The sequence below is a fragment of the Candidatus Protofrankia datiscae genome (genome assembly GCF_000177615.2).
Classification (GTDB): domain Bacteria; phylum Actinomycetota; class Actinomycetes; order Frankiales; family Frankiaceae; genus Protofrankia; species Protofrankia coriariae.
In genome coordinates this window covers 4295894-4321232 of the sequence record NC_015656.1, presented here as the reverse complement: position 1 = coordinate 4321232, position 25339 = coordinate 4295894, and the positions used below count along the sequence as shown (strand labels likewise).

At 71.4% G+C, this 25339-nt stretch carries 27 protein-coding genes; 24 read left to right on the top strand and 3 right to left on the bottom strand.

The window, feature by feature from the left end; translation table 11 throughout:
- The first annotated feature begins 55 nt into the window (after positions 1-55).
- From FSYMDG_RS18085 to FSYMDG_RS28785, 6 genes are all read left to right on the top strand, one after another.
- Positions 56-412 (top strand): YraN family protein, encoded by a 357-nt coding sequence (locus tag FSYMDG_RS18085; protein ID WP_013874827.1) that lies wholly within the window; start codon positions 56-58, stop codon positions 410-412.
- Entirely contained in the window at positions 412-1953 is a 1542-nt protein-coding gene (locus FSYMDG_RS18080) for a YifB family Mg chelatase-like AAA ATPase (protein ID WP_013874826.1), read from the top strand. The genes FSYMDG_RS18085 and FSYMDG_RS18080 overlap by 1 nt, the downstream gene beginning before the upstream one ends.
- Entirely contained in the window at positions 1950-3116 is a 1167-nt protein-coding gene (gene dprA, locus FSYMDG_RS18075) for a DNA-processing protein DprA (protein ID WP_013874825.1), read from the top strand. The genes FSYMDG_RS18080 and dprA overlap by 4 nt, the downstream gene beginning before the upstream one ends.
- A 66-nt stretch (positions 3117-3182) precedes the next feature.
- Entirely contained in the window at positions 3183-4397 is a 1215-nt protein-coding gene (locus FSYMDG_RS18070; RefSeq protein ID WP_013874824.1) for a tyrosine recombinase XerC, read from the top strand.
- Positions 4398-4555: 158 nt separating this feature from the next.
- Positions 4556-5026, top strand: coding sequence for a helix-turn-helix domain-containing protein (locus FSYMDG_RS28790; protein ID WP_043602714.1), 471 nt, complete (start codon positions 4556-4558; stop codon positions 5024-5026).
- Complete coding sequence (locus FSYMDG_RS28785) at positions 5011-5697, top strand: IS630 family transposase (protein ID WP_237702726.1); 687 nt, start codon at positions 5011-5013, stop codon at positions 5695-5697. Before FSYMDG_RS28790 ends, FSYMDG_RS28785 begins: the two co-directional genes overlap by 16 nt.
- 29 nt (positions 5698-5726) lie before the next feature.
- Here FSYMDG_RS28785 and FSYMDG_RS18055 read toward each other — a convergent pair whose 3' ends face one another.
- Entirely contained in the window at positions 5727-6404 is a 678-nt protein-coding gene (locus FSYMDG_RS18055; RefSeq protein ID WP_431307096.1) for a murein hydrolase activator EnvC family protein, read from the bottom strand.
- Positions 6405-6979: 575 nt separating this feature from the next.
- Between FSYMDG_RS18055 and rpsB the strand changes: the two genes are divergently transcribed.
- From rpsB to FSYMDG_RS17980, 15 genes are all read left to right on the top strand, one after another.
- Positions 6980-7897: a 30S ribosomal protein S2 gene (gene rpsB / locus FSYMDG_RS18050; protein ID WP_013874822.1), complete on the top strand. Its 918-nt coding sequence runs from the start codon at positions 6980-6982 to the stop codon at positions 7895-7897.
- A 191-nt stretch (positions 7898-8088) separates the two neighbouring features.
- Positions 8089-8703 carry a translation elongation factor Ts gene (tsf, locus tag FSYMDG_RS18045; protein WP_013874821.1) on the top strand — a complete coding sequence of 205 codons (615 nt, stop codon included), beginning with the start codon at positions 8089-8091 and terminating at the stop codon, positions 8701-8703.
- 237 nt (positions 8704-8940) lie between these two features.
- Positions 8941-9720, top strand: a complete 780-nt coding sequence (pyrH, locus tag FSYMDG_RS18040; protein ID WP_043606998.1) for a UMP kinase — start codon at positions 8941-8943, stop codon at positions 9718-9720.
- On the top strand, positions 9717-10274 hold the full coding sequence (gene frr / locus FSYMDG_RS18035) for a ribosome recycling factor (protein ID WP_013874819.1): 558 nt from the start codon (positions 9717-9719) through the stop codon (positions 10272-10274). Before pyrH ends, frr begins: the two co-directional genes overlap by 4 nt.
- A 69-nt stretch (positions 10275-10343) precedes the next feature.
- The gene (locus FSYMDG_RS18030; protein WP_013874818.1) at positions 10344-11201 is read left to right on the top strand and encodes a phosphatidate cytidylyltransferase; all 858 of its coding nucleotides are present in this window, start codon (positions 10344-10346) and stop codon (positions 11199-11201) included.
- Positions 11202-11221: 20 nt separating this feature from the next.
- On the top strand, positions 11222-12439 hold the full coding sequence (gene rlmN, locus FSYMDG_RS18025; RefSeq protein ID WP_131774080.1) for a 23S rRNA (adenine(2503)-C(2))-methyltransferase RlmN: 1218 nt from the start codon (positions 11222-11224) through the stop codon (positions 12437-12439).
- Positions 12426-13586, top strand: coding sequence for an alpha/beta hydrolase family esterase (locus FSYMDG_RS18020; RefSeq protein WP_013874816.1), 1161 nt, complete (start codon positions 12426-12428; stop codon positions 13584-13586). The genes rlmN and FSYMDG_RS18020 overlap by 14 nt, the downstream gene beginning before the upstream one ends.
- A 204-nt stretch (positions 13587-13790) precedes the next feature.
- Positions 13791-15011, top strand: coding sequence for a 1-deoxy-D-xylulose-5-phosphate reductoisomerase (dxr, locus tag FSYMDG_RS18015; protein ID WP_013874815.1), 1221 nt, complete (start codon positions 13791-13793; stop codon positions 15009-15011).
- 76 nt (positions 15012-15087) lie between these two features.
- Positions 15088-16281: a M50 family metallopeptidase gene (locus FSYMDG_RS18010; RefSeq protein WP_013874814.1), complete on the top strand. Its 1194-nt coding sequence runs from the start codon at positions 15088-15090 to the stop codon at positions 16279-16281.
- 127 nt (positions 16282-16408) lie between these two features.
- Positions 16409-17560 (top strand): flavodoxin-dependent (E)-4-hydroxy-3-methylbut-2-enyl-diphosphate synthase, encoded by a 1152-nt coding sequence (gene ispG, locus FSYMDG_RS18005; RefSeq protein ID WP_013874813.1) that lies wholly within the window; start codon positions 16409-16411, stop codon positions 17558-17560.
- A gap of 18 nt (positions 17561-17578) precedes the next feature.
- Positions 17579-18430 (top strand): GNAT family N-acetyltransferase, encoded by an 852-nt coding sequence (locus FSYMDG_RS18000; RefSeq protein ID WP_013874812.1) that lies wholly within the window; start codon positions 17579-17581, stop codon positions 18428-18430.
- A 157-nt stretch (positions 18431-18587) separates the two neighbouring features.
- Positions 18588-19664 (top strand): ABC transporter substrate-binding protein, encoded by a 1077-nt coding sequence (locus FSYMDG_RS17995; protein WP_013874811.1) that lies wholly within the window; start codon positions 18588-18590, stop codon positions 19662-19664.
- A gap of 31 nt (positions 19665-19695) precedes the next feature.
- Complete coding sequence (locus tag FSYMDG_RS17990; RefSeq protein WP_013874810.1) at positions 19696-20457, top strand: ABC transporter ATP-binding protein; 762 nt, start codon at positions 19696-19698, stop codon at positions 20455-20457.
- The gene (locus FSYMDG_RS17985) at positions 20447-21367 is read left to right on the top strand and encodes an ABC transporter permease (RefSeq protein ID WP_013874809.1); all 921 of its coding nucleotides are present in this window, start codon (positions 20447-20449) and stop codon (positions 21365-21367) included. The genes FSYMDG_RS17990 and FSYMDG_RS17985 overlap by 11 nt, the downstream gene beginning before the upstream one ends.
- A gap of 80 nt (positions 21368-21447) precedes the next feature.
- Positions 21448-21903 carry an RrF2 family transcriptional regulator gene (locus tag FSYMDG_RS17980; protein ID WP_013874808.1) on the top strand — a complete coding sequence of 152 codons (456 nt, stop codon included), beginning with the start codon at positions 21448-21450 and terminating at the stop codon, positions 21901-21903.
- 35 nt (positions 21904-21938) lie between these two features.
- Here the strand turns inward: FSYMDG_RS17980 and FSYMDG_RS17975 are convergent, their stop codons facing one another.
- Complete coding sequence (locus tag FSYMDG_RS17975; RefSeq protein WP_013874807.1) at positions 21939-22397, bottom strand: DUF4439 domain-containing protein; 459 nt, start codon at positions 22395-22397, stop codon at positions 21939-21941.
- 6 nt (positions 22398-22403) lie between these two features.
- Entirely contained in the window at positions 22404-22997 is a 594-nt protein-coding gene (locus tag FSYMDG_RS17970; RefSeq protein ID WP_157491042.1) for a hypothetical protein, read from the bottom strand.
- 135 nt (positions 22998-23132) lie between these two features.
- Between FSYMDG_RS17970 and rimP the strand changes: the two genes are divergently transcribed.
- The 3 genes from rimP to FSYMDG_RS24825 are packed head-to-tail and all read left to right on the top strand — an operon-like array spanning position 23133 to position 25172.
- Positions 23133-23798, top strand: a complete 666-nt coding sequence (gene rimP, locus FSYMDG_RS17965; RefSeq protein ID WP_013874805.1) for a ribosome maturation factor RimP — start codon at positions 23133-23135, stop codon at positions 23796-23798.
- Positions 23795-24883 carry a transcription termination factor NusA gene (nusA, locus tag FSYMDG_RS17960; protein WP_013874804.1) on the top strand — a complete coding sequence of 363 codons (1089 nt, stop codon included), beginning with the start codon at positions 23795-23797 and terminating at the stop codon, positions 24881-24883. The genes rimP and nusA overlap by 4 nt, the downstream gene beginning before the upstream one ends.
- Positions 24789-25172: a YlxR family protein gene (locus tag FSYMDG_RS24825; RefSeq protein WP_347176513.1), complete on the top strand. Its 384-nt coding sequence runs from the start codon at positions 24789-24791 to the stop codon at positions 25170-25172. The genes nusA and FSYMDG_RS24825 overlap by 95 nt, the downstream gene beginning before the upstream one ends.
- Positions 25173-25339 lie beyond the last annotated feature (167 nt).

The following is a 25339-nucleotide window of genomic DNA, read 5'->3' as shown; positions in this document are numbered from 1 at the left end:
GCCAGTCATCCTGATCTCCACGGGCGCGTCCGTCGCCCGTGGACGGGAGCGCGCGATGCGGGTCAAGGACGTACTCGGGCGGTTCGGGGAGGACACCGCCGCCCGGCATCTGTCGCGGTGCGGGATGGAGATCCTCGACCGTAACTGGCGATGCGCGGCCGGTGAGATCGACATTGTTGCCCGGGACGGCTCGTGTCTGGTGTTCTGCGAGGTCAAGACCCGCTCCGGGGACCGCTACGGCACACCGGCGCAGGCCGTGGTGCCGGCAAAGGCCGCTCGTATCCGCCGGGTGGCGCTCGTCTGGCTGCGTGACCACGAGCACGCGCTGATGCCGCTGCGCTTCGACGTGGTCGAGGTGTACCGCACCCGTAACAACCCGCCGCGGGTGGAGCATCTGCGCGGGGCGTTCTGATGGCGCTGGCGCGGGCGTTCAGCGTCGCGGTCGTGGGGGTGCACGGGCATCTCGTCGAGGTCGAGGCGGATCTCGCGAACGGGCTGCCGGACATCACCCTTGTCGGGCTGCCGGACACCTCCCTGCACGAGGCCCGGGACCGCATCCGGGCCGCGATCGTCAACTCCGGCCAGCAGTGGCCGAGCCAGCGGATCACGGTCGGGCTCTTCCCGGCGACCCTGCCGAAGTCCGGCAGTGGGTTCGACGTGGCGATGGCCGCCGCGATCCTCGGAGCGGCGGCCACCGTCCCCCCGGCGGCGCTGCGCTCCCGGGTGCTGCTCGGGGAACTGGCGCTCGACGGCAGGCTGCGGCCGGTCCGCGGGGTGCTGCCGGCGACGATCGCGGCGCTCGACGCCGGCATCGAACGTGTCGTCGTGCCCGAGGCGAACGGCCCGGAGGCCGCGCTCGTCCCGGGGGCCGTCGTCGAACCGGTGAAGGATCTCGACTGCCTGGTCCGGCTGCTGCGCGGGGAGTACGAGCCGGATCCGCCGGCGGCGGCGGCCGCCACCGACACGGCGCGTTCCGCGGCTGCCGGTGTCGGCGATCTCGCCGACGTGGCGGGCCAGCCGCGCGGCCGGCTCGCCATCGAGGTGGCGGCCGCCGGCGGCCACCACCTGTTCATGCAGGGACCACCGGGCAGTGGCAAGACCATGCTGGCCGAGCGGCTGCCGGGCCTGCTGCCCGCGCTCGACACCGAGGCCGCCCTCGAGGTGACCGCGGTGCACTCGGTGGCCGGGCTGCTGCCCGAGGACTGCCCGCTGGTGCTCCGTCCGCCGTACCGCAACCCGCATCATTCGGCCACGCCGGCCGCGCTCGTCGGAGCGGGCTCGACCGTGCTGCGCCCGGGCCTGGCCAGCCAGGCGCACCGGGGTGTGCTGTTCCTCGATGAGGCGCCGGAGTTCTCCCGCCCCACCCTCGACGCGCTGCGCCAACCGCTGGAAAGCGGGGTGATCGAACTGGCGCGGGCCCGGGTGAGCGCGCGGTTTCCCGCTCGTTTCCTGCTGGTGCTCGCGGCGAACCCGTGCCCGTGCGCCCGGGCGGGCGCCGCCATGGCCAGGGCGTGCGAGTGCCCGAGCCTGGTACGCCGGCGCTACCTCTCCCGGCTGTCAGGTCCGCTGCTCGACCGGGTGGACCTGCAGGTCGAACTCGCCGCGCCCAGCCGGGCCGAACTGCGTGCGGACGCCAGGTACGCCGACACCTCGGCGGTCGCGGCGGGGCGGGTCGAAGCGGCGCGAGCGGCCACGGCCTCCCGGCTGGCCGGTACGCCGTGGCGCACCAACGCGGAGATCCCCGGTGCCGCCCTGCGGCGGACGTGGGCACTGCCGGCGAAGGTGACCCGTCCAGCCGATCTCGCCTTCGAGTCCGGGCAGCTCACCGCGCGTGGTCTGGACCGTGTCCTGCGGGTGGCCTGGACGCTCGCGGACCTGGCCGGCCTGCCCGCCCCGGGGCCGACCCAGATCGGGATGGCGCTGGACCTGCGGCTGCCCGGGAGGCAGCAGTGACGGCCACCGACAGCGAGCGGCTGGCCAGGGCGGCACTGTCCCGCGCGGTCAACTCGGACCGGTCGGCGGTCGGCGTCGAGGTGGCCCGGCGCGGCGCCGTGGCCGTCTGGGCCGACCTGCGCGGCCGTTATCCCGACGTCGACCCGGAACACGACCTGGGCCTGCTTGCGGCCCTCGATGGGCGGTTCATCTGCCCGGGGGACCCGGAGTGGCCGTCCGTGCTGATCGCCCTCGGCCGGCTGTCCGACGGCCCGGAGCCGGAGGCGGGGGAGCCGTTCGGGCTGTGGGCCCGTGGGGAGGGGGACCTGAGCCGGTTGTGCGAACGGGCGGTGGCGGTGGTGGGCTCCCGGGCGGCGACCGCCTATGGGACCACCATCGCGGCCGACCTCGCCGCCGGGCTCGCGGACCGGGGCTGGACGATCGTTTCCGGCGCGGCATTCGGTATCGACGCGGCGGCCCATCACGGGGCGCTGGCGGCCGCCGGCCCCACGATCGCGGTCCTGGCCGGCGGGGTCGACATTGCGTATCCCCGGGCCCACACCGAACTGCTGGCACGGATCCGTGACAACGGGCTGGTCGTCAGCGAAGCGGCGCCCGGAAGCCCGCCGTACCGGGGGCGTTTCCTGACCCGCAACAGGATCATCGCCGGGCTGGCCAGGGGCACGGTTCTCGTCGAGGCGGGCCACCGCAGCGGCGCGCTGAACACCGTCCGGCACGCCCGCCGTCTCGGGCGGGTGGTGATGGCCGTGCCGGGGCCGGTCACGAGTGCCGCCAGCGTCGGATGCCACCGCCTGCTGCGGACCCACCGCGAACAGACCGTCCTGGTCACCGATGCCGCCGAGGTCTGTGAGGAGATCGGCGGCATCGGCGAGCTCGCCGAGTACCCACCGGCGGACACCGGCAGTCGCGACGGTCTGCCCGAGCTGGTCCGTCGCATGCTGGACGTGATGCCGGCCCGCAGTTCGGTGGGAGCGGCGGTGCTGGCACAACGGCTGGGGGAACGGCCCGAAACGGTGCAGGCGCTGATGGGCCCGCTGGTCGTCGAGGGCCTGGTCGAGCTGCGCGGCGACGGATACCGCCTGACAGCACTGGGCCGAGCGCCGTCCGCGGCCGGCAGGGCCGGCGCGGCTGACGAGGCCGGTGCGACCGGTACAGCCGGCTGAGGCTGGTGTGCCGGGGCGTCGTGGGCCGGCCGGTCGGTGTTGACACGAAGCTGATCGAAGGACACCGTGCGGTGGATGGGCGGTGCGGTCGCTGACTCCCGGGATCCGGTTACCGGGGATACCACCGCTTCCCAGAGCATCGCCCCGCTGGACAGCGCGTCCCGGGACACCGCACCCCGAGACAGCGCCCCGCGGGACAGCGCCTGCCCGGACCGTGTTCCGCGGGACAGCGCTTCCCGGAACACCGCCCCGCGGGACATGACGGCCCGCAGGGAAACGGGGGCCCGCGGGGACACGGGGGTTTCCCGGGCTGCCGGGGTCTGCCGGGAGGCCGAGGTTTCCTGGGACGTCGCGGTTTCGGCATACCTTCGTCATCTGGCGACTGAACGTGACCGATCTCCGGAAACCGTTCGCGCCTACCGGGCCGATCTAGCCCATCTGCGCGGGTACGCCCAGGAGGTCGGGCTCGACGGGCCTACCGGTGTCGATCTCGGGGTGCTGCGCGGATGGCTTGCCGGGATGCGGGCCCGTGGGGCCGCCGCCACCACGCTGGCCAGGCGGGCCTCGGTGGCGCGCGGCTTCAGCGCGTTCGCGGCCCGGCAGGGATGGCTGGCCGCCGACGTCGCCGAGCGGCTGGCAGGCCCCCGGCGGCCCGCGTCACTACCGACGGTGCTGACCGCCGCCCAGGCATGGGAGCTGTTGGCGGCCCGCCCCCGGCCGCTCCCGGACGGTGGTGACCCGCCCGCGGCCGGCCAGAGCGCGGCCGGCCAGAGCGCGGTCGTCGTCCGTGACGACGCCGTCCTCGAGCTGCTGTACGCCACCGCCACCCGGGTCAGCGAACTGTGCGGTCTCGACATCGACGACGTCGACGACGAGCGACGGCTGGTGCGGGTCCGCGGCAAGGGCGGCCGTGAACGTGCCGTTCCCTTCGGCGTGCCCGCCCAGCGGGCCCTGCGGAACTGGCTCGCGGCCGGTCGTCCGACGCTCGCCGTGGCCGGCAGCGGGCGGGCGCTGTTCCTGGGGGTGCGGGGCCGCCGGCTCGACCCCAGGACGGTCCGGCGCATCCTGGCCGCCCGGACCGCCACGGCAGACGGGATCGGGCCGATCAGCCCGCACGGCATCCGCCACTCCGCGGCCACGCATCTGCTGGCAGGCGGCGCGGATCTCCGGTCGGTACAGGAGTTCCTCGGTCATGCCAGCCCGGCCACGACGCAGATCTACACCCATGTCACACCGCAACGGCTGCGTGCCGCGTTCGAGCAGAGTCATCCGCGGGCCTGACGGCCGGGGAGAGCCCAGCGGCCGGGCAACGGTGGCAGGTGATCCCATCCGAGGAGCCCTAGTAGACTGTCGCTGCTTAGTTCTGGTGTGTCTTGTGTCTGGGTGAGAGGGTTGGGTCTGGCAGGTCTCCCCGTCCCTCTGCCGGTCAGGACTGTGTCGTGGGTTCGCAGAAGAAGTGGCCGGTCACCTTGACCGAGGCTGATCGTGACGAGTTGGTTCGGGTGACCTCGACGGGGGTTCATCCGGCGTCGATGATCCGGCGGGCGCGGGTCCTGCTCGCGTTGGACACCTCGGTCGGCCCGGTTGCCTCCCAAGAAGAACTCGTGGTCCGGGTCGGGGTCTCGGGTGAGACGCTGCGGCTGGTCGCGAAGCGGTTCACCGAGACCGGTGGGGATGTGGGGGCCACGATCGGTCGGAAGGCACGGGAGCTTCCCCCGGTGCCTTCCCCGGTGACCGGCGAGGTTGAGGCCAGACTGATCGCGCTGGCATGCTCGCAGCCACCGGCTGGTTATGCACGCTGGTCGCTGCGGCTGTTGGAAAAGCACGTCGCGCTGGTCGCCGACATCCCGGACCTGGACCATTCCACCATCGGCCGGGTCTTAAAAAAACGAGGTTGCGTCCTCATCTGAGGAAGTGCTGGACCATCCCACCGAGGGCGAACGCGCAGTTCGCCGCGCGGATGGAAGACGTTCTGGCGGTCTACGCCCGGCCCCACAACCCGGGCGTGCCCGTGGTGTGCATGGACGAGAAGCCCTACCAGCTGTTGGCCCACGCCCGCGACCCGATCCCCGCCACGCCAGGGCGTGACCGGCGCGAGGACTCCGAGTACGTGCGCCACGGAACCTGCTCGATCTTCTGCTGGGTCGAGCCACTCGCCGGCTGGCGCCGCGTCCAGGCCACCCCACGGCGCACCAGGATCGACTGGGCACACCACGTCAGGCGCCTGCTCACCCTCGACTACCCCGACGCCGAACGGGTCGTGCTGGTCATGGACAACCTCAACACCCACGACATCTCCTCGCTCTACGAGGCCTTCGACCCGGCCGTCGCGTTCGCACTCGCGCAACGACTCGAGATCCACCACACCCCCAAACACGGCTCCTGGCTCAACATCGCCGAAATCGAACTCGCCGCCCTGACCCGCCAATGCCTCGACCGCCGCATCGACACCCTCGACGTCCTGAACACCGAACTCGACGCCTGGCAGACAGCCGTCAACGCCAACCAGCGCCAAGTCAACTGGCACTTCACCACCGATGACGCCCGCACCAAACTCCGCCACCTATACCCCACACATTAGCGGCGACAGTCTACGAGGAGCAAGCGGTCTCATCCGAGGGGCAGCAGGCGCGGGGAACGGCGCCGGAGCAGGCCGAGCGGGTCGAGATAGCGGCTCCCCTCGAGCAGGCCCCAGTGCAGGCAGGCGGCAGCGGGGCAGCCGGGATGCCCGGCGGCCAGCCGGCCGATCGGTTCGCCCGCGGCCACCGTCCGGCCGGCCGCCACGGTCGGCTCCACCGGCTCGTAGGTCGTCCGCAACGATCCGTGGCTGACGGTCGTCACACCGCGTCCAGCGATCGTTCCGGCGAACGTGACGACGCCTCGGCCGGCGGCCCGCACCTGCGTCCCCGGGGCGGCCACCAGGTCGACGCCGCGGTGGCCGGGGCCGTACGGCGACGACGGCGGGCTGAAGGCGCGGCCGAGGATGAGCGTTCCGTCCAGCGGGGCGCGCCAGAGCGGGCCTGATGGCGCTGTGACGGCACGCCCCGGTGACACCGGGTTCATGCCGGTGCCGCTCCCGAGCGGTACCGGCCCCTCGGATACCGGCCCCTCGGATACCGGTGCCGTGATGGCCGGCCGCGTGGGCGCCGGCTGTACGGAGGAGACGGGGGAGACGGCCGCCCGGGTGCCGTAGCCGGTCAGCGGATGCGGCCATCCGGTGGCCACCAGGGCGAGCAGCGCGGCCGTCAGCAGCAGGAGAAGCAACGGACGGTGTCGGGACGGCGGGATCATGGCGCCTCCGGATTTCCGGGCCGCCGCCGCGATATCATGATCAAAATGATCATGACTGTGTCGTCGACGGCCGTGAGCGTGCGGCGGGCGGGTGGCTGGCGGACCGTCGCCGGCACGGCAGGTGCGACCGTGACGCCCGAGCCCGGGCGCCGGGGCGCGTCCGTGGTGATCCGCGCACGTTCCCGCTGCTGCCACGGTGACCGGTGCGGGCCCGGCGGTCACGGCCGGACGGGCTCCTGTGGACAACCTGCCGATTGCGAGCCGGTCCGTGCACAACCCCCGTCCGGGTCGCCCGTACCCGCTGTGGACGACCCGCCTGTGGACAACCCGCCTGTGGACAACCCGCTGGGGGGCGGCACGCGGGTGGGCGTAGGATTGGGGCACGGCTCGAACGGTCGAGCTGAATCCACACGCCCTTCTCCGCCCACCCTCCCGGTGCGGCTGGAAGGCTCCCTCGGTCCGCTGCCATCCGCGGCGGTAGGGGCCAGCAGGGCGTCAGGGGTCCCGGTCGCTGGCCGGGGCCGGTAACCGAGGTGCGTCGGTACCCCCGGCGCAGAAGGGAGCGACGAGCCGTGGCCGTCGTCACCATGAAGCAGTTGCTCGAAAGCGGTGTGCATTTCGGACACCAGACGAAGCGCTGGAACCCGAAGATGAAGCGTTTCATCTTCACGGAGCGCAACGGCATTTACATCATTGACCTGCAGCAGACCCTGTCCTACATCGACCGTGCCTACGACTTCGTCAAGGAGACCGTCGCGCACGGTGGCACCGTCCTGTTCATCGGCACGAAGAAGCAGGCTCAGGAAGCCATCGAGGAGCAGGCGCAGCGGGTCGGCATGCCCTACGTCAAGGAGCGTTGGCTCGGTGGCATGCTCACCAACTTCTCCACGGTGTACAAGCGCCTCCAGCGGCTGAAGGAGCTCGAGGAGATCGAGCTGACCGGCGGCACCGAGGTTCGGACGAAGAAGGAACAGCTCGTGCTGTCCCGGGAGAAGGCCAAGCTCGAGCGGACCCTTGGCGGTATCCGGGACATGACCCGGGTGCCGAGCGCGGTCTGGGTCGTCGACACGAAGAAGGAGCACATCGCCGTCGGGGAGGCCCGCAAGCTCGGCATCCCGGTCGTCGCGATCCTGGACACCAACTGCGACCCGGACGAGGTCGACTACCCGATCCCCGGCAACGACGACGCCATCCGCTCCGCGACCCTGCTCACCCGGGTGGTGGCCGACGCCGTGGCGGACGGGCTGGTGGCCCGTGCGGGTGGGACGACGTCGGCGGACGTCAAGCCGGAGACGCCCAGCGGCGGGGAGCCACTGACCGAGTGGGAGCAGGAGCTGCTGCGGGGGCAGGTGTCCTCCGCCGACGCGCCGGCCACGGCCGGCTCCGAGGCGCAGCAGCCGGCTGGTCAGGCGCCGGCCGCGCCGGCCGTGCCGGCCCACCCCGACTCCGACACGGTCTCCGCGGTGGGCGCCGCGACCGCCCGGGTCTGACCAGCCGTCCCGGACGCTGGCCTGCCCGGCCTTCGTGCGGTACCCGCCAGCACATCCTCGCAAGATCCAGTAGCGACCCTACGGGGACACCGGGGCCCGGCAGCGTGAACGTGAAGAAGTGACGATCGCGCTGCCCGCGGCCCCGGTGGCTCCCACCAACACCAGCAGCCGGATGGAACGAGAAGAGCACCATGGCAGAAATCACCGCCGCTGACATTCGCAAGCTCCGGGAACTCACCGGCGCCGGGATGAGCGACGTCAAGAAAGCGCTCGTCGAGAACGACGGCGACTTCGAGAAGGCCAGGTCCTGGCTGCGGGAGAAGGGCCTGGCGCAGGTCGCCAAGCGGGCTGGGCGCAGCGCCTCCAACGGCCTGGTGGAGTCCTACCTGCACAAGACCGACCCGCAGCTGCCCCCCACCATCGGTGTCCTGCTGGAACTGAAGTGCGAAACCGACTTCGTCGCGAAGACCGACCAGTTCAAGCAGCTCGCGCGGGACATCGCGCAGCACGTCGCGGCGGCGGATCCGCTCTACGTGACCGCGGAGCAGATCCCGAACGAGGTTCTCGAGCAGGAGAAGAAGATCTACGAGGCCGCGGCCCGCGAGGAGGGCAAGCCCGAGCAGGCGCTCCCGAAGATCGTGGAGGGGCGGCTGAACGGCTACGTGAAAGCGGTCGTCCTGCTTGAGCAGCCCTGGGTCCGAGACGGCAAGATCACTATCCGCGCGCTGCTGGAGCAGGCGGGATCCTCGCTCGGCGAGAAGATCGAGGTTGGCCGGTTCGCCCGGTTCAACGTCAAGACGGCCTGACGGGCCAGGGCCGGTTCCGGCCAGCGGTCCCGGCCCTGGCCCTGGCCCCGGCTTCTCCTCAGAGACGTTTTGCCCCTGCTGCCCGTCATGTGTACGTCCAGGTGTACGTCAAACGAACCGGAGGTGGCGGTCAGAGGTTCTGCGACCCGATCGGGTAGGGCAGACTACTCGCAGTGCATATCCACCGGCCGATGATCGTAGCCGACGGCGAGGGGGCCGCTCGTGATCGAAAACGCCATCAGGGACGCGGAAGCGGCTACACCCCATAGTGGCGTTGCCGAGGTGCACTGGCGACGGGTGTTGCTGAAGCTCTCCGGTGAGGCATTCGCCGGTGGCGAGCCACTGGGCATCGACCCGGAGACGCTCGCGACGATCGCTCGCCAGATCGCCGAGGTGAGCCGGACCGGTATCGAGGTCGCGATCGTGGTCGGTGGCGGCAACATGTTCCGTGGCCATCTGCTGGCCGAACGTGGTGTCGACCGAGCCCGGGCCGACTACATGGGCATGCTCTGCACCGTGATCAACTGCCTGGCCCTCCAGGACGCCCTCGAGCGCGAGGGAGTCGTCACCCGGGTGCAGACGGCGATCGCCATGGGCCAGGTCGCCGAGCCCTACCTGCCGCTGCGGGCCATCCGGCATCTGGAGAAGGGCCGTGTCGTCATCTTCGGCGCGGGGCTGGGGGCGCCGTTCTTCTCCACCGACACCACGGCCGCGCAGCGCGCCCTGGAAATCAAGGCACAGGCTGTTCTCAAGGCCACCAAGGTCGACGGTGTGTACGACACCGACCCAACGACGAATCCCCATGCGGTTCGTTTCGACGCACTCGTCTACGGCGAGGTGCTGTCTCGTGGGCTGAAGGTCATGGACGCCACGGCCATCAGCCTGTGCATGGACAACAGGCTGCCGATCGTGGTTTTCGACCTGCTGACGGAGGGGAACATACTGCGAGCCGTCCGCGGTGAGAAGATCGGCACCCTGGTCAGTGTGGACGAGGGCGGGACGGAAGGACGACGGTGATCGACGATGTACTCCTCGAGGCCGAGGAGAAAATGGACAAGGCGGTCGCGGTAGCGAAGGAGGACTTCGCCAACATCCGGACGGGGCGGATCACCCCGTCGGTGTTCTCGAAGGTCCTCGTCGACTATTATGGCGCGCCGACCCCGGTGAACCAGCTCGCGTCGTTCCACATTCCGGAACCGAGAATGGTGATCATCACCCCGTACGACAAGGGCTCGCTGGCCGCCATCGAGAAGGCCGTGCGCGACTCCGACCTCGGAGTGAACCCGAGCAACGACGGTACGATAATCCGCTGCCTGTTCCCGGAGCTCTCCGAGCAGCGTCGGCGTGACCTGGCCAAGGTCGCCCGGACGAAGGCGGAGGAGGCCAGGATCAGCATCCGCAACGTGCGCCGGCACAGCAAGGACGCGATCGACCGCATCGTCCGTGACGGCGAGGCCGGCGAGGACGAGGGCCGGCGCGGGGAGAAGGACCTGGACGAGGCGACGCACCGGTACGTCAGCCAGGTCGACGAGCTGCTGCGGCACAAGGAGTCGGAGCTGCTGGCGGTCTGACCGACAATCGACAGCCATCGACAGCCATCGATCGCCCCACGTTGTTCTCCGGCACCGTGAGATGACGTCGTGACCCGCACCGGCCCGGCGGTCGGCACGTCCCGCCCGCGTGGTATCCGGGCCGGTCGGGATCTGCCGGCCGCGATCGCCGTCGGGGTCGTGCTGGCCCTGGTCATCCTCGTCCCCCTGTTCACCGTCCGTCCGCTGTGGATCGCCGTCGTCTGTGTGGCGATGGTGGTGGGTACGTACGAACTGGTCAGGGCGCTGCGCCAGCTCGGGGCGCGGATCGCGTTGCCGCCACTGGCGGCGGGTACGGCGGCGATGCCCGTGGCCGCCTATGTCGGGGGTGCGTCCGCGCTGGTGGTGGCCCTGGCCACGACCGTCGTCGTGGTGACGGCGTGCCGTCTCGCCCACGGGGCCGACCACCTGCTCCACGATGTGGCCGCGGGAGCGTTCTGCGCGGCCTACGTGGGCCTGCCGGCCGGCTGCGCCGCACTGTTGACCAGCCCGTCGGACGGGCCGTGGCGGATAGTCGCCTGCCTGGCCACCGTGGTCGCCAGCGACATCGGCGGCTACGCGGCCGGTGTGCTCTCCGGCGGCCGGCACAAGCTCGCCCCGAACATCTCCCCGGGGAAGTCCTGGGAGGGCTTTGCCGGCTCCACCGTCACCTGTGTGGTCGTCGCCGGCACGCTGATGGCCTGGACCCTGCACGCCGCCGTCTGGCAGGGGGTGCTGCTCGGCCTCGCGGTGGTGTGCACCGCCACCGTTGGTGATCTTGGTGAGTCGCTGCTCAAACGGGACATCGGCATCAAGGACATGGGCAACCTGCTGCCGGGGCACGGCGGGATCATGGACAGGCTGGACTCGGTGCTCTGCACCGTTCCCGTGGCCTGGCTACTGATCACCGTTTTCGTGCCGCCGCCATGACCTGGCAGACTGGACGGGCCATGGCCGTCTCCTCCGCTGTCCCGTCCACCGCCGCCGGCGGCGCCGAAGCGTCCGCGCCGGCCCGGTCGGTGCCGCTCGTCGCCGCGCCCAGGCCGCGTCCGCCTCGCCATCTCGCGGATCTGACCACCACGCAGCGGCGGGAACTCACCGTCTCGCTCGGCGAGCCGGCCTTCCGAGCCGACCAGGTCGCCCGGCACTACTTCGCCAGGTACCTGCGCGCGGGCGACGCCGAGGCGATGACGGATCTTCCCGCCGCCTCCCGCGCGGCGCTGCTGGAAGCGTTGCTGCCCGCGCTGCTGACCCCCGCCAGGACCATGACCTGCGACGCCGGCGCCACCCACAAGACGCTGTGGCGGGCCTTCGACGGAGTGCTGATCGAGTCCGTCCTGATGCGCTATCCGGACCGGGCCACGGTCTGTGTGTCCAGCCAGGCCGGCTGCGGCATGGGCTGCCCGTTCTGCGCCACCGGCCAGGGTGGGCTGACCCGTAACCTGTCCGCCGCCGAGATCGTCGAGCAGGTGGTCGCCGCGGCCGGGGCCATCGCTCGCGGCGAGCTCGCCGGTGGGCCGGCCCGGCTGTCGAACGTGGTGTTCATGGGGATGGGGGAGCCGTTGGCGAACTACGCCACGGTGGTCGCGGCGCTGCGGGTGCTGACCGCCCCGCCGCCCGCGGGTCTCGGCCTGTCCGCCCGCTCGATCACCGTGAGCACCGTGGGGCTGGTGCCGGCGATCCGCCGGCTCGCCGGGGCCGGTCTGCCGGTGACGCTGGCGGTCTCCCTGCACGCGCCCGACGACGAGCTGCGGGACAGTCTGGTCCCGGTGAACAGGCGCTGGCCGGTGGCCGAGGTGCTCACCGCCGCGTGGGAGTACGCCGAGACGACCGGCCGCCGGGTCAGCATCGAGTACGCCCTGATCGACGATGTCAACGACCAGCCGGAACGCGCCGACGCGCTGGCGGACCTGCTCGTCGGCAGGCTCGCCCACGTCAACCTGATCCCGCTCAACCCGACCCGGGGGGTGTCCTGGCAGGCCAGCGAGCGGCGCCGGGAGCGCGAGTTCGTCCGCCGGTTACGGTTACGCGGTATAACGGCCACTGTTCGCGACACCAGGGGGCGTGACATCGCGGCGGCCTGCGGGCAGCTCGCCGCCGACGCCCCGACCGGGCTGAGTGGGCCGGGTACGGACCGGCCGGACGGGAGTGGCCGTGCCGGCAGGTGAGCGCCGTTCCGCCCGCCGGGTCCCGCCCCGCCGCTCCCCCCTGTGGGGGCCGCTCGTCGCGGTGATCGGGGCGATAATGATCGTTGTTGTGCTGATTCTGTATGCCGGCGGGCACGGCGGCGGCACGGTCACCGAGACCGGGCAGTCGGACGCCGCGACGGGCCCTGACACCGCCAGCGTGCTGCCGGGGGCAGCCGGCGGCACCGGCGGCGCCGGTACACCGCGGGCGTCGGCGTCACCGGCTGTGGTGAGCGGATGCGTCTCCGGCAAGAACATCTCGGCCGGATCGAGCCACCAGACGCTGCGGGTCGGCGCGGACACCCGTGGCTATCAGCTCGCTGTCCCCGCTGGGAGCATCCCGGCCAGACCACTCCCGCTGATCGTCGTCTTCCACGCCGTCGGGGAGAACGCCGCCGCGGTGGAGGGCTACACCCACCTGAGCGAGGTCGGCGCCAGGTCCGGCTACGCGGTGGCCACGCCGGACGGCGTGGACGGGAAGTGGAACTTCGTCCGCCGCCCCGCGGCCGGCCCAGACGACGTGGCCTTCGTGGCCGCGCTCGTCAACGACCTGACCGCGCGGACGTGTCTGGACGCCCAGCGGGTCTTCGCCACCGGCCTCGGGGACGGCGCGGACATGGCGGTGACCGCGGCCTGCGCGCTGCCCGGCGTGTTCGCCGCGGTGGTGCCGGTGGCCTCCGCCGTCATACCCGCCGCCTGTGCCTCCCCGGCGCCGAGCCTGCTGGCCATCCACGGCACGAGCGACCCGGTGACGCCGCTGGATGGCGGCGGGGCCGACCGTCCCGCTCCCTTCGACGGCACCCAGGCCCAGCCGATGGAGGCCAGGTTGGGCCGTTACGCCGGCTTCGTCGGCTGCGGCCCGGCGGCCCCCTGGATCGACGACACCGGGTCGCTCGGCCTGAAGCGGCTGATCCACACGGCCTGCCCGGGCGGGCGTGACGTGGGCCTGCTGGCGGTGCAGGGCGGTGGGCACGTCTGGCCGGACCCCGGCGCCAGCCCGCCCGCGGGAGCGGCCCGCCCGCGGTTCAGCGCCACGGAGGTGGCCCTGGCCTACTTCCGGGGGCATCCGCAGCCAGCGCCGGCCAGCGCCTCGCCGGCCGCCGGGACGCCGACCCAGGCGGGCCGGTAGCCGGCCGCCGCACCGGGTCTGTGATTACTTTTGGTAACTATCCGTTCGGCAAATCGGGATATCCGGGACGATAGACTGTGGCTATGACAAATGCCATATCGGCGGTGACTGCCGCCCCCTTCTGGGCGCGGATGGTCCTGCCCAGGCAGGGCCGGGTGTCGGCATGCGAACAGGTGTCGTCGTAGCCGGATGACGCCTGCGACAATGGTTCACGTGGTCGAGTCACCGTCCCCGCGTGAGGTTGTCCTGCTCGGTTCGACCGGTTCGATCGGGACCCAAGCCATCGACGTGGTGAAACGCAATCCCGACCGGTTCCGCGTGGTGGCGCTCACCGGCGGTGGTGGCAGGGTCGACCTGCTGGCCGCCCAGGCGCTTGAGCTGGGCGTCGAGGCGGTGGGTGTGGCCCGCGCCTCCGCCGCGCAGGACCTTCAGCTCGCCTTCTACGCGGAGGCCTCCCGGCGGGGCTTCCGCCGCGGCGAGTACGCCATCCCGAAGATTCTCACCGGGCCGGACGGCGCCACGGAGGTCGCCGCCTGGCCGTCCGACGTCGTTCTCAACGGCATCACCGGGTCGGTGGGCCTCGCCCCGACGCTCGCGGCGCTGCGGGCGGGCCGCACGGTGGCCCTGGCCAACAAGGAGTCGCTCGTCGCCGGTGGCCCGCTGGTGCTCGACGCCCTCGGTGGTGACCCGTCCCGGCTCGTCCCGGTGGACTCCGAGCACTCCGCGCTCGCCCAGTGCCTGCGCGGCGGCCGGGCCGACGAGGTGCGCAAGCTCGTCCTGACCGCGAGCGGTGGGCCGTTTCGTGGCCGCACCCGTGACCAGTTGGGCGAGGTGACGCCCGAGCAGGCCCTCGCGCACCCGACGTGGGACATGGGGCCGCTCGTCACGATCAACTCGGCCACCCTGGTGAACAAGGGCCTCGAGCTGATCGAGGCGCACCTGTTCTTCGGCGTGCCCTACGACGACATCGACGTGGTCGTCCACCCGCAGTCGCTGGTGCACTCGATGGTCGAGTTCACCGACGGGTCCACGCTCGCCCAGGTCTCCCCGCCGGACATGCGGCTGCCGATCGCCCTCGCGCTGGGCTGGCCCGACCGGGTGCCGCACGCCCAGGCCCCGATGGACTGGCGCCGGGCGCAGTCGCTGACCTTCGAGCCGCTGGACGCCACCGTGTTCCCCGCGGTCGACCTCGCCCGCGAGGCCGGCCGCCGCGGGGGGACCGCGCCGGCCGTCTTCAACGCCGCCAACGAAGAGGCGGTGGCGGCCTTCCTCGACCACCGGCTGCCCTTCGTGCGCATCGTCGACGTGGTGGCCGAGGTGGTCACGGCGCATACCGTGGTGCGACGTCCGAGCCTGGACGAGGTCCTGGACACCGAGCGGGACGCGCGCGCCCGGGTGCGCGCCCTTGTCGATCAAGGAGCCTGATCGAGACGTGATGCCTTCGTGACCGAGGGGTACCCAGTAGAAGCGTGTAGGGCTGTGATCGGGGCGTGAACGCACCATGACCAACGCAGTCGGCATTGTCGCGTTCGCGCTGGCGCTGCTCGTCTCGATCCTGCTGCACGAGGCCGGCCACTTTGTGACGGCCCGTCACTACGGTATGAAGGCGTCGAAGTTCTTCGTCGGCTTCGGCCCCACCCTGTGGTCCCGGAGCAGGGGCGAGACCGAGTACGGCATCAAGGCGCTGCCGGTCGGCGGGTTCGTCAAGATCGAGGGGATGACCCTGCTCGAGGAGATCGACCCGGCCGACGCACCCCGGGCGTTCCACACCCGGCCGGCGTACCAGCGGGCCGTCGTGCTGGTGGCCGGGTCGTTCATGCACTTCGTCATCGCGCTGGTGCTGATCTACGGCGTGCTGCTGGCGCTGGGCACCTCACGCCCCAGCGAGAACACGGTCGGTCGGACGGTCTGTGTGCCGGTGGCGAACGAGTGCGCCCCGGGTGCCCCGGCCGGCCCGGCCGAACGCGCGGGCGTGCGCGCGGGCGACCAGGTGGTCAGCTTCGACGGCACGCCGATCACGAGCTGGAACCAGTTCACCCGCCTCATCCGTACCCACGGCGCGGGGGTCGCGCCCCTGGTGGTGGAGCGGGACGGCCGGACCGTCACGCTGTACCCGGAGCTGGTCTCGGTCATGCGTGACCGGCAGACCGGGCTCACCGGCAACGACCCTGTCGGGGCGATCGGGATCGCGCAGGGCTACGAGACCGTCCGGTACAACCCGATCTCGGCCGTGCCGAAGACCCTGAACGTCCTGGGCGGCGGTGTCACCGGCATGTACGACACGCTCGTGCACCGGCTCGACGAGCTCGCGAACCTGTTCAGCCCCGACCGCAACCCGAACGGCCTGGTCGGTGTGGTCGGCGCGGCCCGCGTCGGTGGCGAGCTGCTGTCCGCCCCGGACACCTCCGCGAGCCAGCGGATAGGTGACTTCGTCGTTCTCGTGGCCGGGGTCAACCTGGCGGTCGGTCTGTTCAACCTGCTGCCGCTGTTCCCGCTCGACGGTGGGCACCTGGCGGTGCTCGGTTTCGAACAGGCCCGCCATGGTGTGCGCAGGCTCGCCGGCTACCGGGGCCCGATCAAGCGTGTCGATCTTGTGAAGCTCATGCCCGCGGCGTACGTAATGGTCGCATCCTTCGCCTTGCTGAGCCTGCTCATCCTGTTCGCCGACATCGTCAATCCGATCAGATTCAACTAGCCGGCCGACGAGGGCATGATCACAACTTTTTACGCCGCCGATATCCGGAAACCGGCGAGTGGTAACACCTCGTGGCTTTCGTCCAGTTTCTGACCTTCGTGACCATCGACACGCCAGTGAGGACATCGTGACCGTAACTCTCGGCATGCCTGAGGCGCCGGCCCTCTCGATTGCCTCCCGGCGCCGCAGCCGCCAGATTCACGTCGGCAACGTGCCGGTCGGCGGGGACGCGCCCGTCTCCGTCCAGTCCATGACCACGACGCTCACCTCCGATGTCAACGCCACCTTGCAGCAGATCGCGCAGCTGACCGCCTCCGGCTGCCAGATCGTGCGCGTGGCCGTCCCCAGCCAGGACGACGCGGACGCGCTGCCCGCCATTGCCAGGAAGTCGCCGATCCCGGTTATCGCCGACATTCACTTCCAGCCGAAGTACGTGTTCGCGGCAATCAACGCCGGCTGTGCCGCCGTCCGCGTCAACCCCGGGAACATCAAGGAGTTCGACGACAAGGTCGGCGAGATCGCCCGGGCCGCCATCGACGCCGGCACCCCGATCCGCATCGGGGTCAACGCCGGTTCGCTGGACAAGCGCCTGCTGGCCAAGTACGGACGCGCCACCCCCGAAGCGCTGGTGGAGTCGGCGCTGTGGGAGTGCTCCCTGTTCGAGGAGCACGGCTTCACCGACATCAAGATCTCCGTGAAGCACCACGACCCGGTCGTGATGGTCCAGGCGTACCGGCTGCTGGCGCAGCGCTGCGACTATCCGCTGCACCTCGGGGTCACCGAGGCGGGCCCGGCGTTCCAGGGCACGATCAAGTCGGCGGTGGCCTTCGGCGCGCTGCTGTCCGAGGGCATCGGGGACACGCTGCGGGTCTCGCTGTCCGCGCCCCCGGTCGAGGAGGTCAAGGTCGGCATCGGGATCCTGGAGTCCCTGGGCCTGCGGCAGCGCACCCTGGAGATCGTCTCCTGCCCGTCCTGTGGCCGTGCCCAGGTCAACGTGTACAAGCTGGCCGAGGAGGTCAGCGCCGGGCTGGACGGGATGACCGTGCCGCTGCGGGTCGCCGTCATGGGCTGCGTGGTCAACGGCCCCGGCGAGGCGCGCGAGGCCGACCTCGGGGTGGCCTCGGGCAACGGCAAGGGGCAGATCTTCGTCCGGGGCAAGGTCATCAAGACCGTGCCCGAGGCCCAGATCGTGGAGACCCTCATCGAGGAGGCCCTGCGGCTGGCCGAGCAGATGGAGGCCGACGGCGTTTCCGGTGAACCGTCGGTTTCGGTCAGCTAACCTCAAATACCCGTGACCATGGGCCTGCCGCTGCGTTCCGCTCCCATCCGTCTGCTCGACGACCGCGACCTGCCGGCGGCGCGGGAGGTGCTGGCGCGCAATCCGATCGCCGACGTGTTCGTCGCCTCCCGCGTGCAGGCGTGCGGACTCGCTCCCTGGCGGCTCGGGGCGCAGATGTGGGGTCACATGGTCGACGGCCAGCTGGCCGCGCTGTGCTATTCGGGGGCGAACCTCTGGCCCGTGGCGGCGGGTCCGGCGTCGGCGAAGGTGTTCGCCGAACGGGCCCGTCGCCAGGGCCGCCGGTGTTCCTCGATCGTCGGGGTGGCCGAGACGGTGCTGGCGATGTGGCGGCACCTGGAACCGGGCTGGGGGCCGGCCCGCGAGGTCAGGGCGGACCAGCCGCTGCTGGCGATCTCCAAGCCGCCCGCGGTCGCCCCGGATCCGGCCGTCCGCCAAGTGCGGCCGGACGAACTGGACGTGCTGCTGCCGGCGTGCGTGGCGATGTTCACCGAGGAGATCGGGGTGTCCCCGGTCCGTGACGACGGTGGCGCGCTCTACCGGGCCCGGGTCGCCGAGTTCGTCAACCAGCGTCGTTCCTTCGCCCGCATCGAGGACGGGCGCGTGGTGTTCAAGGCCGAGATCGGCGCGGTAGCCGGGGACGTCTGCCAGATCCAGGGGGTCTGGGTGGCCCCGGAGCTGCGGGGCACGGGGATCGGGACGGCGGGTACGGCCAGCGTCGTGGCGCTGGCGCAGGCCACCCTCGCGCCCGTGGTGAGCCTCTACGTCAACGGGTACAACCATGCCGCCCGCCGGGTTTACGACCGGGTGGGCTTCTACCGGGCCGGGACCTTCGCGTCGATCCTGTTCTGACTGTCCGTTTCTGCGCGCCCACTGGCCGTTTTCTAGCCATTTTTGTGAACAAGGGGCCGGGATGGCGACCTTGTCGTGAGTCTGGCATCCTCTGTTTCTCAACCACTTCTATCGAATTGCGTGGCGCTGCGTGCTGCCACGGTGGAGGGGAAGGCTCATGTCCTCGAGGAGGCTGTGGCGTCGGGTCACGCCACTGCTCACGGCCGGCGCGCTGGCGTTGGCGCTGACGGCCTGCTCGAGCGGGGGAGACGATGACACCGTCACGACCGGCAACGCCACCGGTGGCAACCCGACCGGCACCCTGCGGCTCGGCTATTTCCCCAACCTCACCCACGCGCCCGCCGCTTACGGCATCGATCAGGGCATCTTCGCGCAGAAGCTCGGCCCGGGCGTGGAGCTGAAGACCGCGACGTTCAACTCGGGTGTCCAGGCGTCCGAAGCCCTCATTTCCGGTGCGCTGGACGCCACCTATATCGGACCGAACCCGGCGGTCAACACCTTCACCAAGTCCAAGGGTGAGGCCGTTCGGATCGTCTCGGGGGTGACCTCGGGCGGTGCCGGGCTGGTGGTGAAGAGCGACATCACCTCGGTCGAGCAGCTGCGGGGCAGGACGATCGCCACCCCGAGCCTGGGCAACACCCAGGACGTGGCCCTGCGCTACTACCTCAAGCAGCACGGCCTGGCCACCGACAAGAGCGGCGGCGGTGACGTCCAGATCCGCCCGCAGGACAACACGGTGACGGTGGACGCCTTCAAGTCCGGCGCCATCGACGGCGCGTGGGTGCCCGAGCCGACTCTGTCCCGGCTGATCTCCGACGGCGGGAAGCTGCTGGTCGACGAGGCGACGGAATGGCCCGGCGGCAGGTTCGTCACCACGTTGCTGCTGGTGCGCACCGACTACCTCAAGAGCAACCCCGAGATCGTCAGGCGTCTGGTGGAGGCGAACGCCGCCTCGATCGACGCCCTCAACGCCGACCCGGTCAAGGGCCGGGACGTGACCAACCAGGGGCTGGCGAAACTGTCCGGCAAGCCGCTGGCCGACGCCGTCATCGAGCCGGCCTGGAAGCGCCTGACGTTCACGGCCGACCCGGTCGCGTCGTCGCTGGTCGCTTCGGCCGATCACGCGACCGAGCTCGGCCTGCTGCCCAAGGCCGATCTGAATGGAATTTTCGATCTCACGGCTGTGAACGCGGTGCTGGCGGCGAGCGGCAAGCCGTCGGTGTCCGCGCAGTAGCTGTACGTTCCGGATCAGGGAGCAGTTTCCAGTGACCGCTGTCATCGACGCGAGCGCGGTCCGGATCGACGGTGTGAGCCGGATCTTCGGGTCCGGCTCACACCGCGTCCACGCACTCGACAACGTCTCCTTCGACGCCCGGCCGGGGGAGTTCGTCTGTCTGCTGGGCGCCTCCGGCTGTGGGAAGTCGACGTTGCTGGGCATCCTCGCCGGCATCGACAGCCCCACGTCCGGCACGGTCGACGTCGGTGACCGTCAGGTCGGGCTGATGTTCCAGGATTCGGCGTTGCTGCCGTGGCTGACCGCCGGGGGCAACGTCGCCCTGCCGATGAAGATCCGCGGTGTCCCCCGGGCCGACCGGAAGGCCCGGGTCGAACAGCTGCTCGCGCTGGTCCGCCTCGCCGGCCTGGCCGACAAGCGTCCGCACGAACTCTCCGGCGGTATGCGCCAGCGGGTCAGTCTCGCCAGGGCGTTCGCCCAGGAGGCGGACGTGCTGTGCATGGACGAGCCCTTCGGTGCCCTCGACGCGATGACGCGCGACCTGCTGCACGACGAGCTGGAACGGATCTGGCGGGAGACCGGTGTGACCATCCTGTTCGTCACCCACGACGTGCGGGAGGCGGTGCGCCTCGGCGACCGCGTCGTGCTGCTGTCGAGCCGGCCGGGGCGGGTGGCCGAGATCTTCGACGTCGGGCTGCCGCGTCCCCGCCGTATCGACTCGCCCGACGTGGCCGCGCTGGCCGTGGCCATCACCGACCGGCTGCGTGAGGAGGTGGTCCGCCATGGCCACTGAGGTCACGATCACGTCCGCGACGGCGCGCGCCACGCCGGTCGGGCCAGCCGCCGACATCGACGTCGACGCCGCCCTCGCCGGGCTCGACGCCCTTGAGACGGCCACCGAGCCCCGTCCCCCGCTCGCGCTGAGGATCTGGTCGGTGACCTGGCCGAAACTGGGCGCGATCATTATCTTCCTGCTGCTGTGGCAGGTCGTGGTGTGGAGCGGCTGGAAGCCCTCCTACGTGCTGCCCGGCCCGGGCGAGGCCCTCTCGGACCTGGGCCGCAGGGTCACCACCGGGGACTTCTGGTCGGCTGCCGCCCGCACCCTGCAACGGGCCGTGGCCGGATACGCACTGGCCATCCTCATCGGCGGGATCGTCGGCGTGGCCGTGGCCCGGTTCGCCCTGCTGCGGTCCGCGGTCGGCTCGTTCATCACGGCGTTGCAGACCATGCCGTCCATCGTCTGGTTCCCGTTGGCGATCCTGCTGTTCAAGCTCACCGAGTCCGCGATCCTCTTCGTCGTCGTGCTCGGCGCCGCGCCGTCGATCGCCAACGGTGTCATCAGCGGCATCGACTACGTCCCGCCCCTGCTGACCCGGCTCGGCCGGACCATGGGAGCGCGCGGCCTGCAGCTCTACCGGCTGGTGGTGGCACCGGCGGCCCTGCCGTCGGTGGTGGCCGGGCTCAAACAGGGCTGGGCGTTCGCCTGGCGCAGCCTGATGGCCGGCGAACTGCTCGTCGTCGTCCCCGGCCACCCCTCCATCGGCTCGGACCTGGAGGACAGCCGGCAGCTGCTGGACACGGTGGGCGTGCTGGCGATGATGATGACGATCTTCGTCATCGGGGTGCTGGTGGACGCCGCTTTCAACGCCGGCGACCGCCGAATGCGCGCCCGCCGGGGGCTGCTGCCGCCTCGGTCACACTGAGTTGTAGCGGATCCGGGCCGCGCGGCGGCGGGCGGCACCCGGCTCGGGCGTACGGGGACCTTGGCCGGCAAGATGGATACATGCAGATCTCCGCGCGAGCCGACTATGCCCTGCGTGCGTTGCTCACCCTGGCCGCGTCCAACGGCGATCTCGTCAAGGGTGAGACGCTGGCGACCGCGCAGGATCTGCCGCTGCGGTTCCTGGAGAACATCCTCACCGACCTGCGCCGCAGCGGCCTGGTGCGCAGCCGGCGAGGGGCTGACGGCGGCTACCGGCTCTGCCGGCCGGCGAACGAGATCACCGTGGCGATGGTCATCCGGGCCACCGACGGCCCACTGGCCAGTGTCCGGGGCCGCCGGCCGGAGGAGGCGGTGTACGAAGGCGCCGCCAAACATCTCCAGGAGGTGTGGATCGCCGTGCGGGTCAGCATCCGCCGGGTTCTTGAGGAGGTGACGCTGGCCGACATCGCCAGCGGCCACCTGCCGCCGATCGTCGGCGAGCTCGGCCGGGACCGTGACGCCTGGGTCGGCCGCTGATCTTTCCCGCCACGCTCAGAGGTTTCCCGTCACCCTCAGACACCGGGCAGTGCCCGGCTGGCCCGATCCACCGGCTGGCCCGTGGCCAGGCGTGCCTGCTGGCCGCGTACGGCCGTCCCTGCCAGCGCGTCGACCACCAGCGCGCGCAGATCGCCGACCAGCGCGTCGAGCGCGTCGTACGCGGCGGCCGCGCAGCGGTCCTCGACGGCGGCGAGCAGTTCGAGCGCGCCGGTGAGCCCGCTGGGCGGCACCGGCAGCTGGTACGCGGGCTGGGCCGCCGGCGGGCTGCCGCCGCGGCCGAGGACCTCGGCCACCAGCCGGTCCCGCAGCTCCCGGTGGGCGCTGTAGGCGGTCTGGGCGAGCAGCCGGGTCGGGTCCGAGGCGGGCCGCAGCGGCGCCAGCGCGCCACCGGCCGCGGCACAGGCGTACACGGCGGCATGCTGCACCGCCAGCAGGTCGGACAGCGCCTGGACGGTGCCCGGGTCGTCCGCCATCAGCGATCACCTGGCCAGCTGGGTGAGCAGGTCGGCATGGGCGAGTTCGGCCGCGTGGATACTGGCCAGCAGGGGGACGACGGCCGCCGCCGCCGTCAGGCACCGGGTGCGCAGCAGGGCCGCGGCCTGTTGTTCCAGTTGGACGAGCGCGGCGACCGTGACCTGTTGGGACACCGCGCTCCGTTGGGGCGTCGCCTGGTCGGCCGTGGCGAGCTGGGCGGTGGTGGGCCGGGCCGTGGCGGAACCGAACGCCCCGGGGGCCCTGGGTATCCCCGGCAGGCCGCTGGCGATCGTGAGGCCGCCGCCGGTCGCGGCCGATCCGAGACGGCCGACGTGCTCGACATGGTGGGCGCGTAGCACCGTCAGGGTGGCGGCGATCGCCGGATGCGTGCGGATCGCCTGATCATAGGCGACGAGAAGGCCCTGCTCGGACCGTGTCGCCGCCTCGAACAGGGCGCTGTCGACGGTGTCCGGGCCGCTGGGCTCGCCCGGGCCGTACGCCGACCGGTTCCAGCTACGGCCGGCGAGCACAGCCGTCGCGGCCAGGGGGAGCGCGCCGAGAACACCCCGCCGGCTCGGTCGCCGGCCAGCACCTGTCACGCTCACGGTCCAGCAGCTTGTCACAGCGACGGCGGTGGCGGCCGGACTCCCCGGCCGCCGCGGGGAGAAGCCGGTCGGGTCGGACGTAGGCTCAGGATCTCCGGAGAGCACCATCGTGGAAAGGAGCGGGTCGACATGGGCGACGCCGTGGCCGCAACCAGTGTCGCCGATGCCGGGGGTGGGCGACGTCGCGCCCGGCCCCGAAGCCCGGACGTCCGGCCCAGCTCCGCCCGGGCGGAGCTGGTGCGCCTGCTCACCCCGCAGCTTGCCGCGCGGGGGTTCGACCTGGAAGACGTCACCGTCAGCCGGGCCGGCTCCCGTAGCGTGGTCCGGGTGGTCGTGGACCGCGACGGCGGGGTGGACCTGGACGCGGTCGCCGAGGCCAGCCGGGTGGCCTCGGCCGTGCTCGACGCCGCCGAGACCGATCCGGCGGCCGGTGACCCGCCGCTGGCCGGGCCGTACGTCCTCGAGGTCAGCTCGCCCGGTGTCGATCGTCCGCTGGTGGCGCCGCGGCACTGGCACCGGGCCCGCGGGCGGCTGGTGTCGGTGCGTACCCGGGACGGCCGGGAGCTGCTCGGGCGGGTGCGCGCCACGGACGAGCAGACGGCCGAGCTGGTGCTCGAGGGTGGGCGCACGGCCGTCGGCGAAGTGCTACGGATATCCTTTGCGGACGTGGTCAGAGCCGCTGTGCAGGTGGAGTTCCGCGCAACCGACGAGGATCTCGTGACCGGCGACGAGGATCCCGCGGGCGACGAGGTCCTCGCGGCCGGCGAGGCCCAGGACGCGGAGGCGCAGCGATGAAACTCGACGTGGCGGCGTTGCGCGGCATCGAACGTGAGAAGGACATCGCCTTCGACACCCTGGTGGAGGCGATCGAGACCGCGCTGCTGACCGCCTACCGGCACACCGACGGGGCGGCCGCGGACGCTCGGGTGGTCATCGACCGGACGTCCGGGCACGTGGCGGTGTACGCCCGCGAGACCTCCCTGGACGGGATGACGCGGGAATGGGAGGACACTCCCGCGGACTTCGGCCGGATCGCCACGATGACGGCCAAGCAGGTGATCATGCAGCGGCTGCGCGAGGCCCAGCAGGAGATCACCTACGGGCAGTATGCCGACCGGGAGCACGAGGTCGTCTCCGGCGTCGTCCAGCACCACGAGCAGCGGGCCGGGTCGAAGGTCGTTCTGGTCGATCTCGGCACCATTGAGGGCGTGCTGCCGCCCGCCGAGCAGGTTCCCGGCGAACGTTTTGAGCACGGGGACCGCATCAAGTGTTATGTCGTCAGCGTCACCCGGGGCGTGCACGGCCCCACGGTGACCCTGTCGCGGACCCATCCGGAGCTGGTCAAGGGCCTGTTCCGGATGGAGGTGCCGGAGGTGGCCGACGGCACGGTGGAGATAGCCGCGATCGCCAGGGAGGCGGGCCACCGCAGCAAGATCGCAGTTCGGTCGACGGTGGCCGGGGTGAACCCGAAGGGCGCCTGCATCGGCCCGATGGGAGCGCGGGTACGGGCCGTCATGGCCGAGCTGCATGGCGAGAAGATCGACATCGTCGACTGGTCCGCTGACCCGGCCGCGTTCGTCGGTAACGCACTGTCACCAGCGCGGGTGGCCCGGGTCGAGGTCGCCGATCCCGCCGTTCGCGCGGCGCGGGTGGTCGTGCCGGACTACCAGCTCTCCCTCGCCATCGGCCGGGAAGGGCAGAACGCCCGGTTGGCGGCACGCCTGACCGGGTGGCGCATCGACATCCACTCGGACACGGAAGGCGCCGGTGACCCAGTGGCACGGGATGGTGCCGAGGCGGGTGCCCGGCGGGCCGTGTCGCCGTCCCTTCCCCGGAGATCTCCCGCTACCGGCGGCCCCTCGTCAGGTGCAACGAGATAGACTGATGGGCGCACGCCGTGCGGAGCCGGTCCGTACATGTGTGGGATGTCGTGCCCGGGTGGCGCGATCGGACCTGATGCGTACGGTGGCAGTTGGCGGTGAGCTCAGACCAGATGTTCGCCGATGTATGCCTGGGCGGGGGGCACACCTGCACCCCGATCTGGCATGCCTGGATCTCGCGGAACGCCGCAGGGCGTTTCTGCGGGCGCTGCGGGTCGCGGGGCCGCTCGGACTTGAACATGTCAGGGCGCACCTCGTCCAGCAGCGCACGGCCGGGGAGCAGCGGTAGGACGGACAGGCCTCGCACCGATGCGGGGTTGACGGAAGATCGGACGACGTCACCAGATGTCGACACGGAAGCAGGTCGAGACAGCGATGACCGCGCGATGAGCACGCAGCCATGATCACGACCGGCAGGTAACCAGGGTCACGCGGGCGGACCGCGGGCCGAACGAA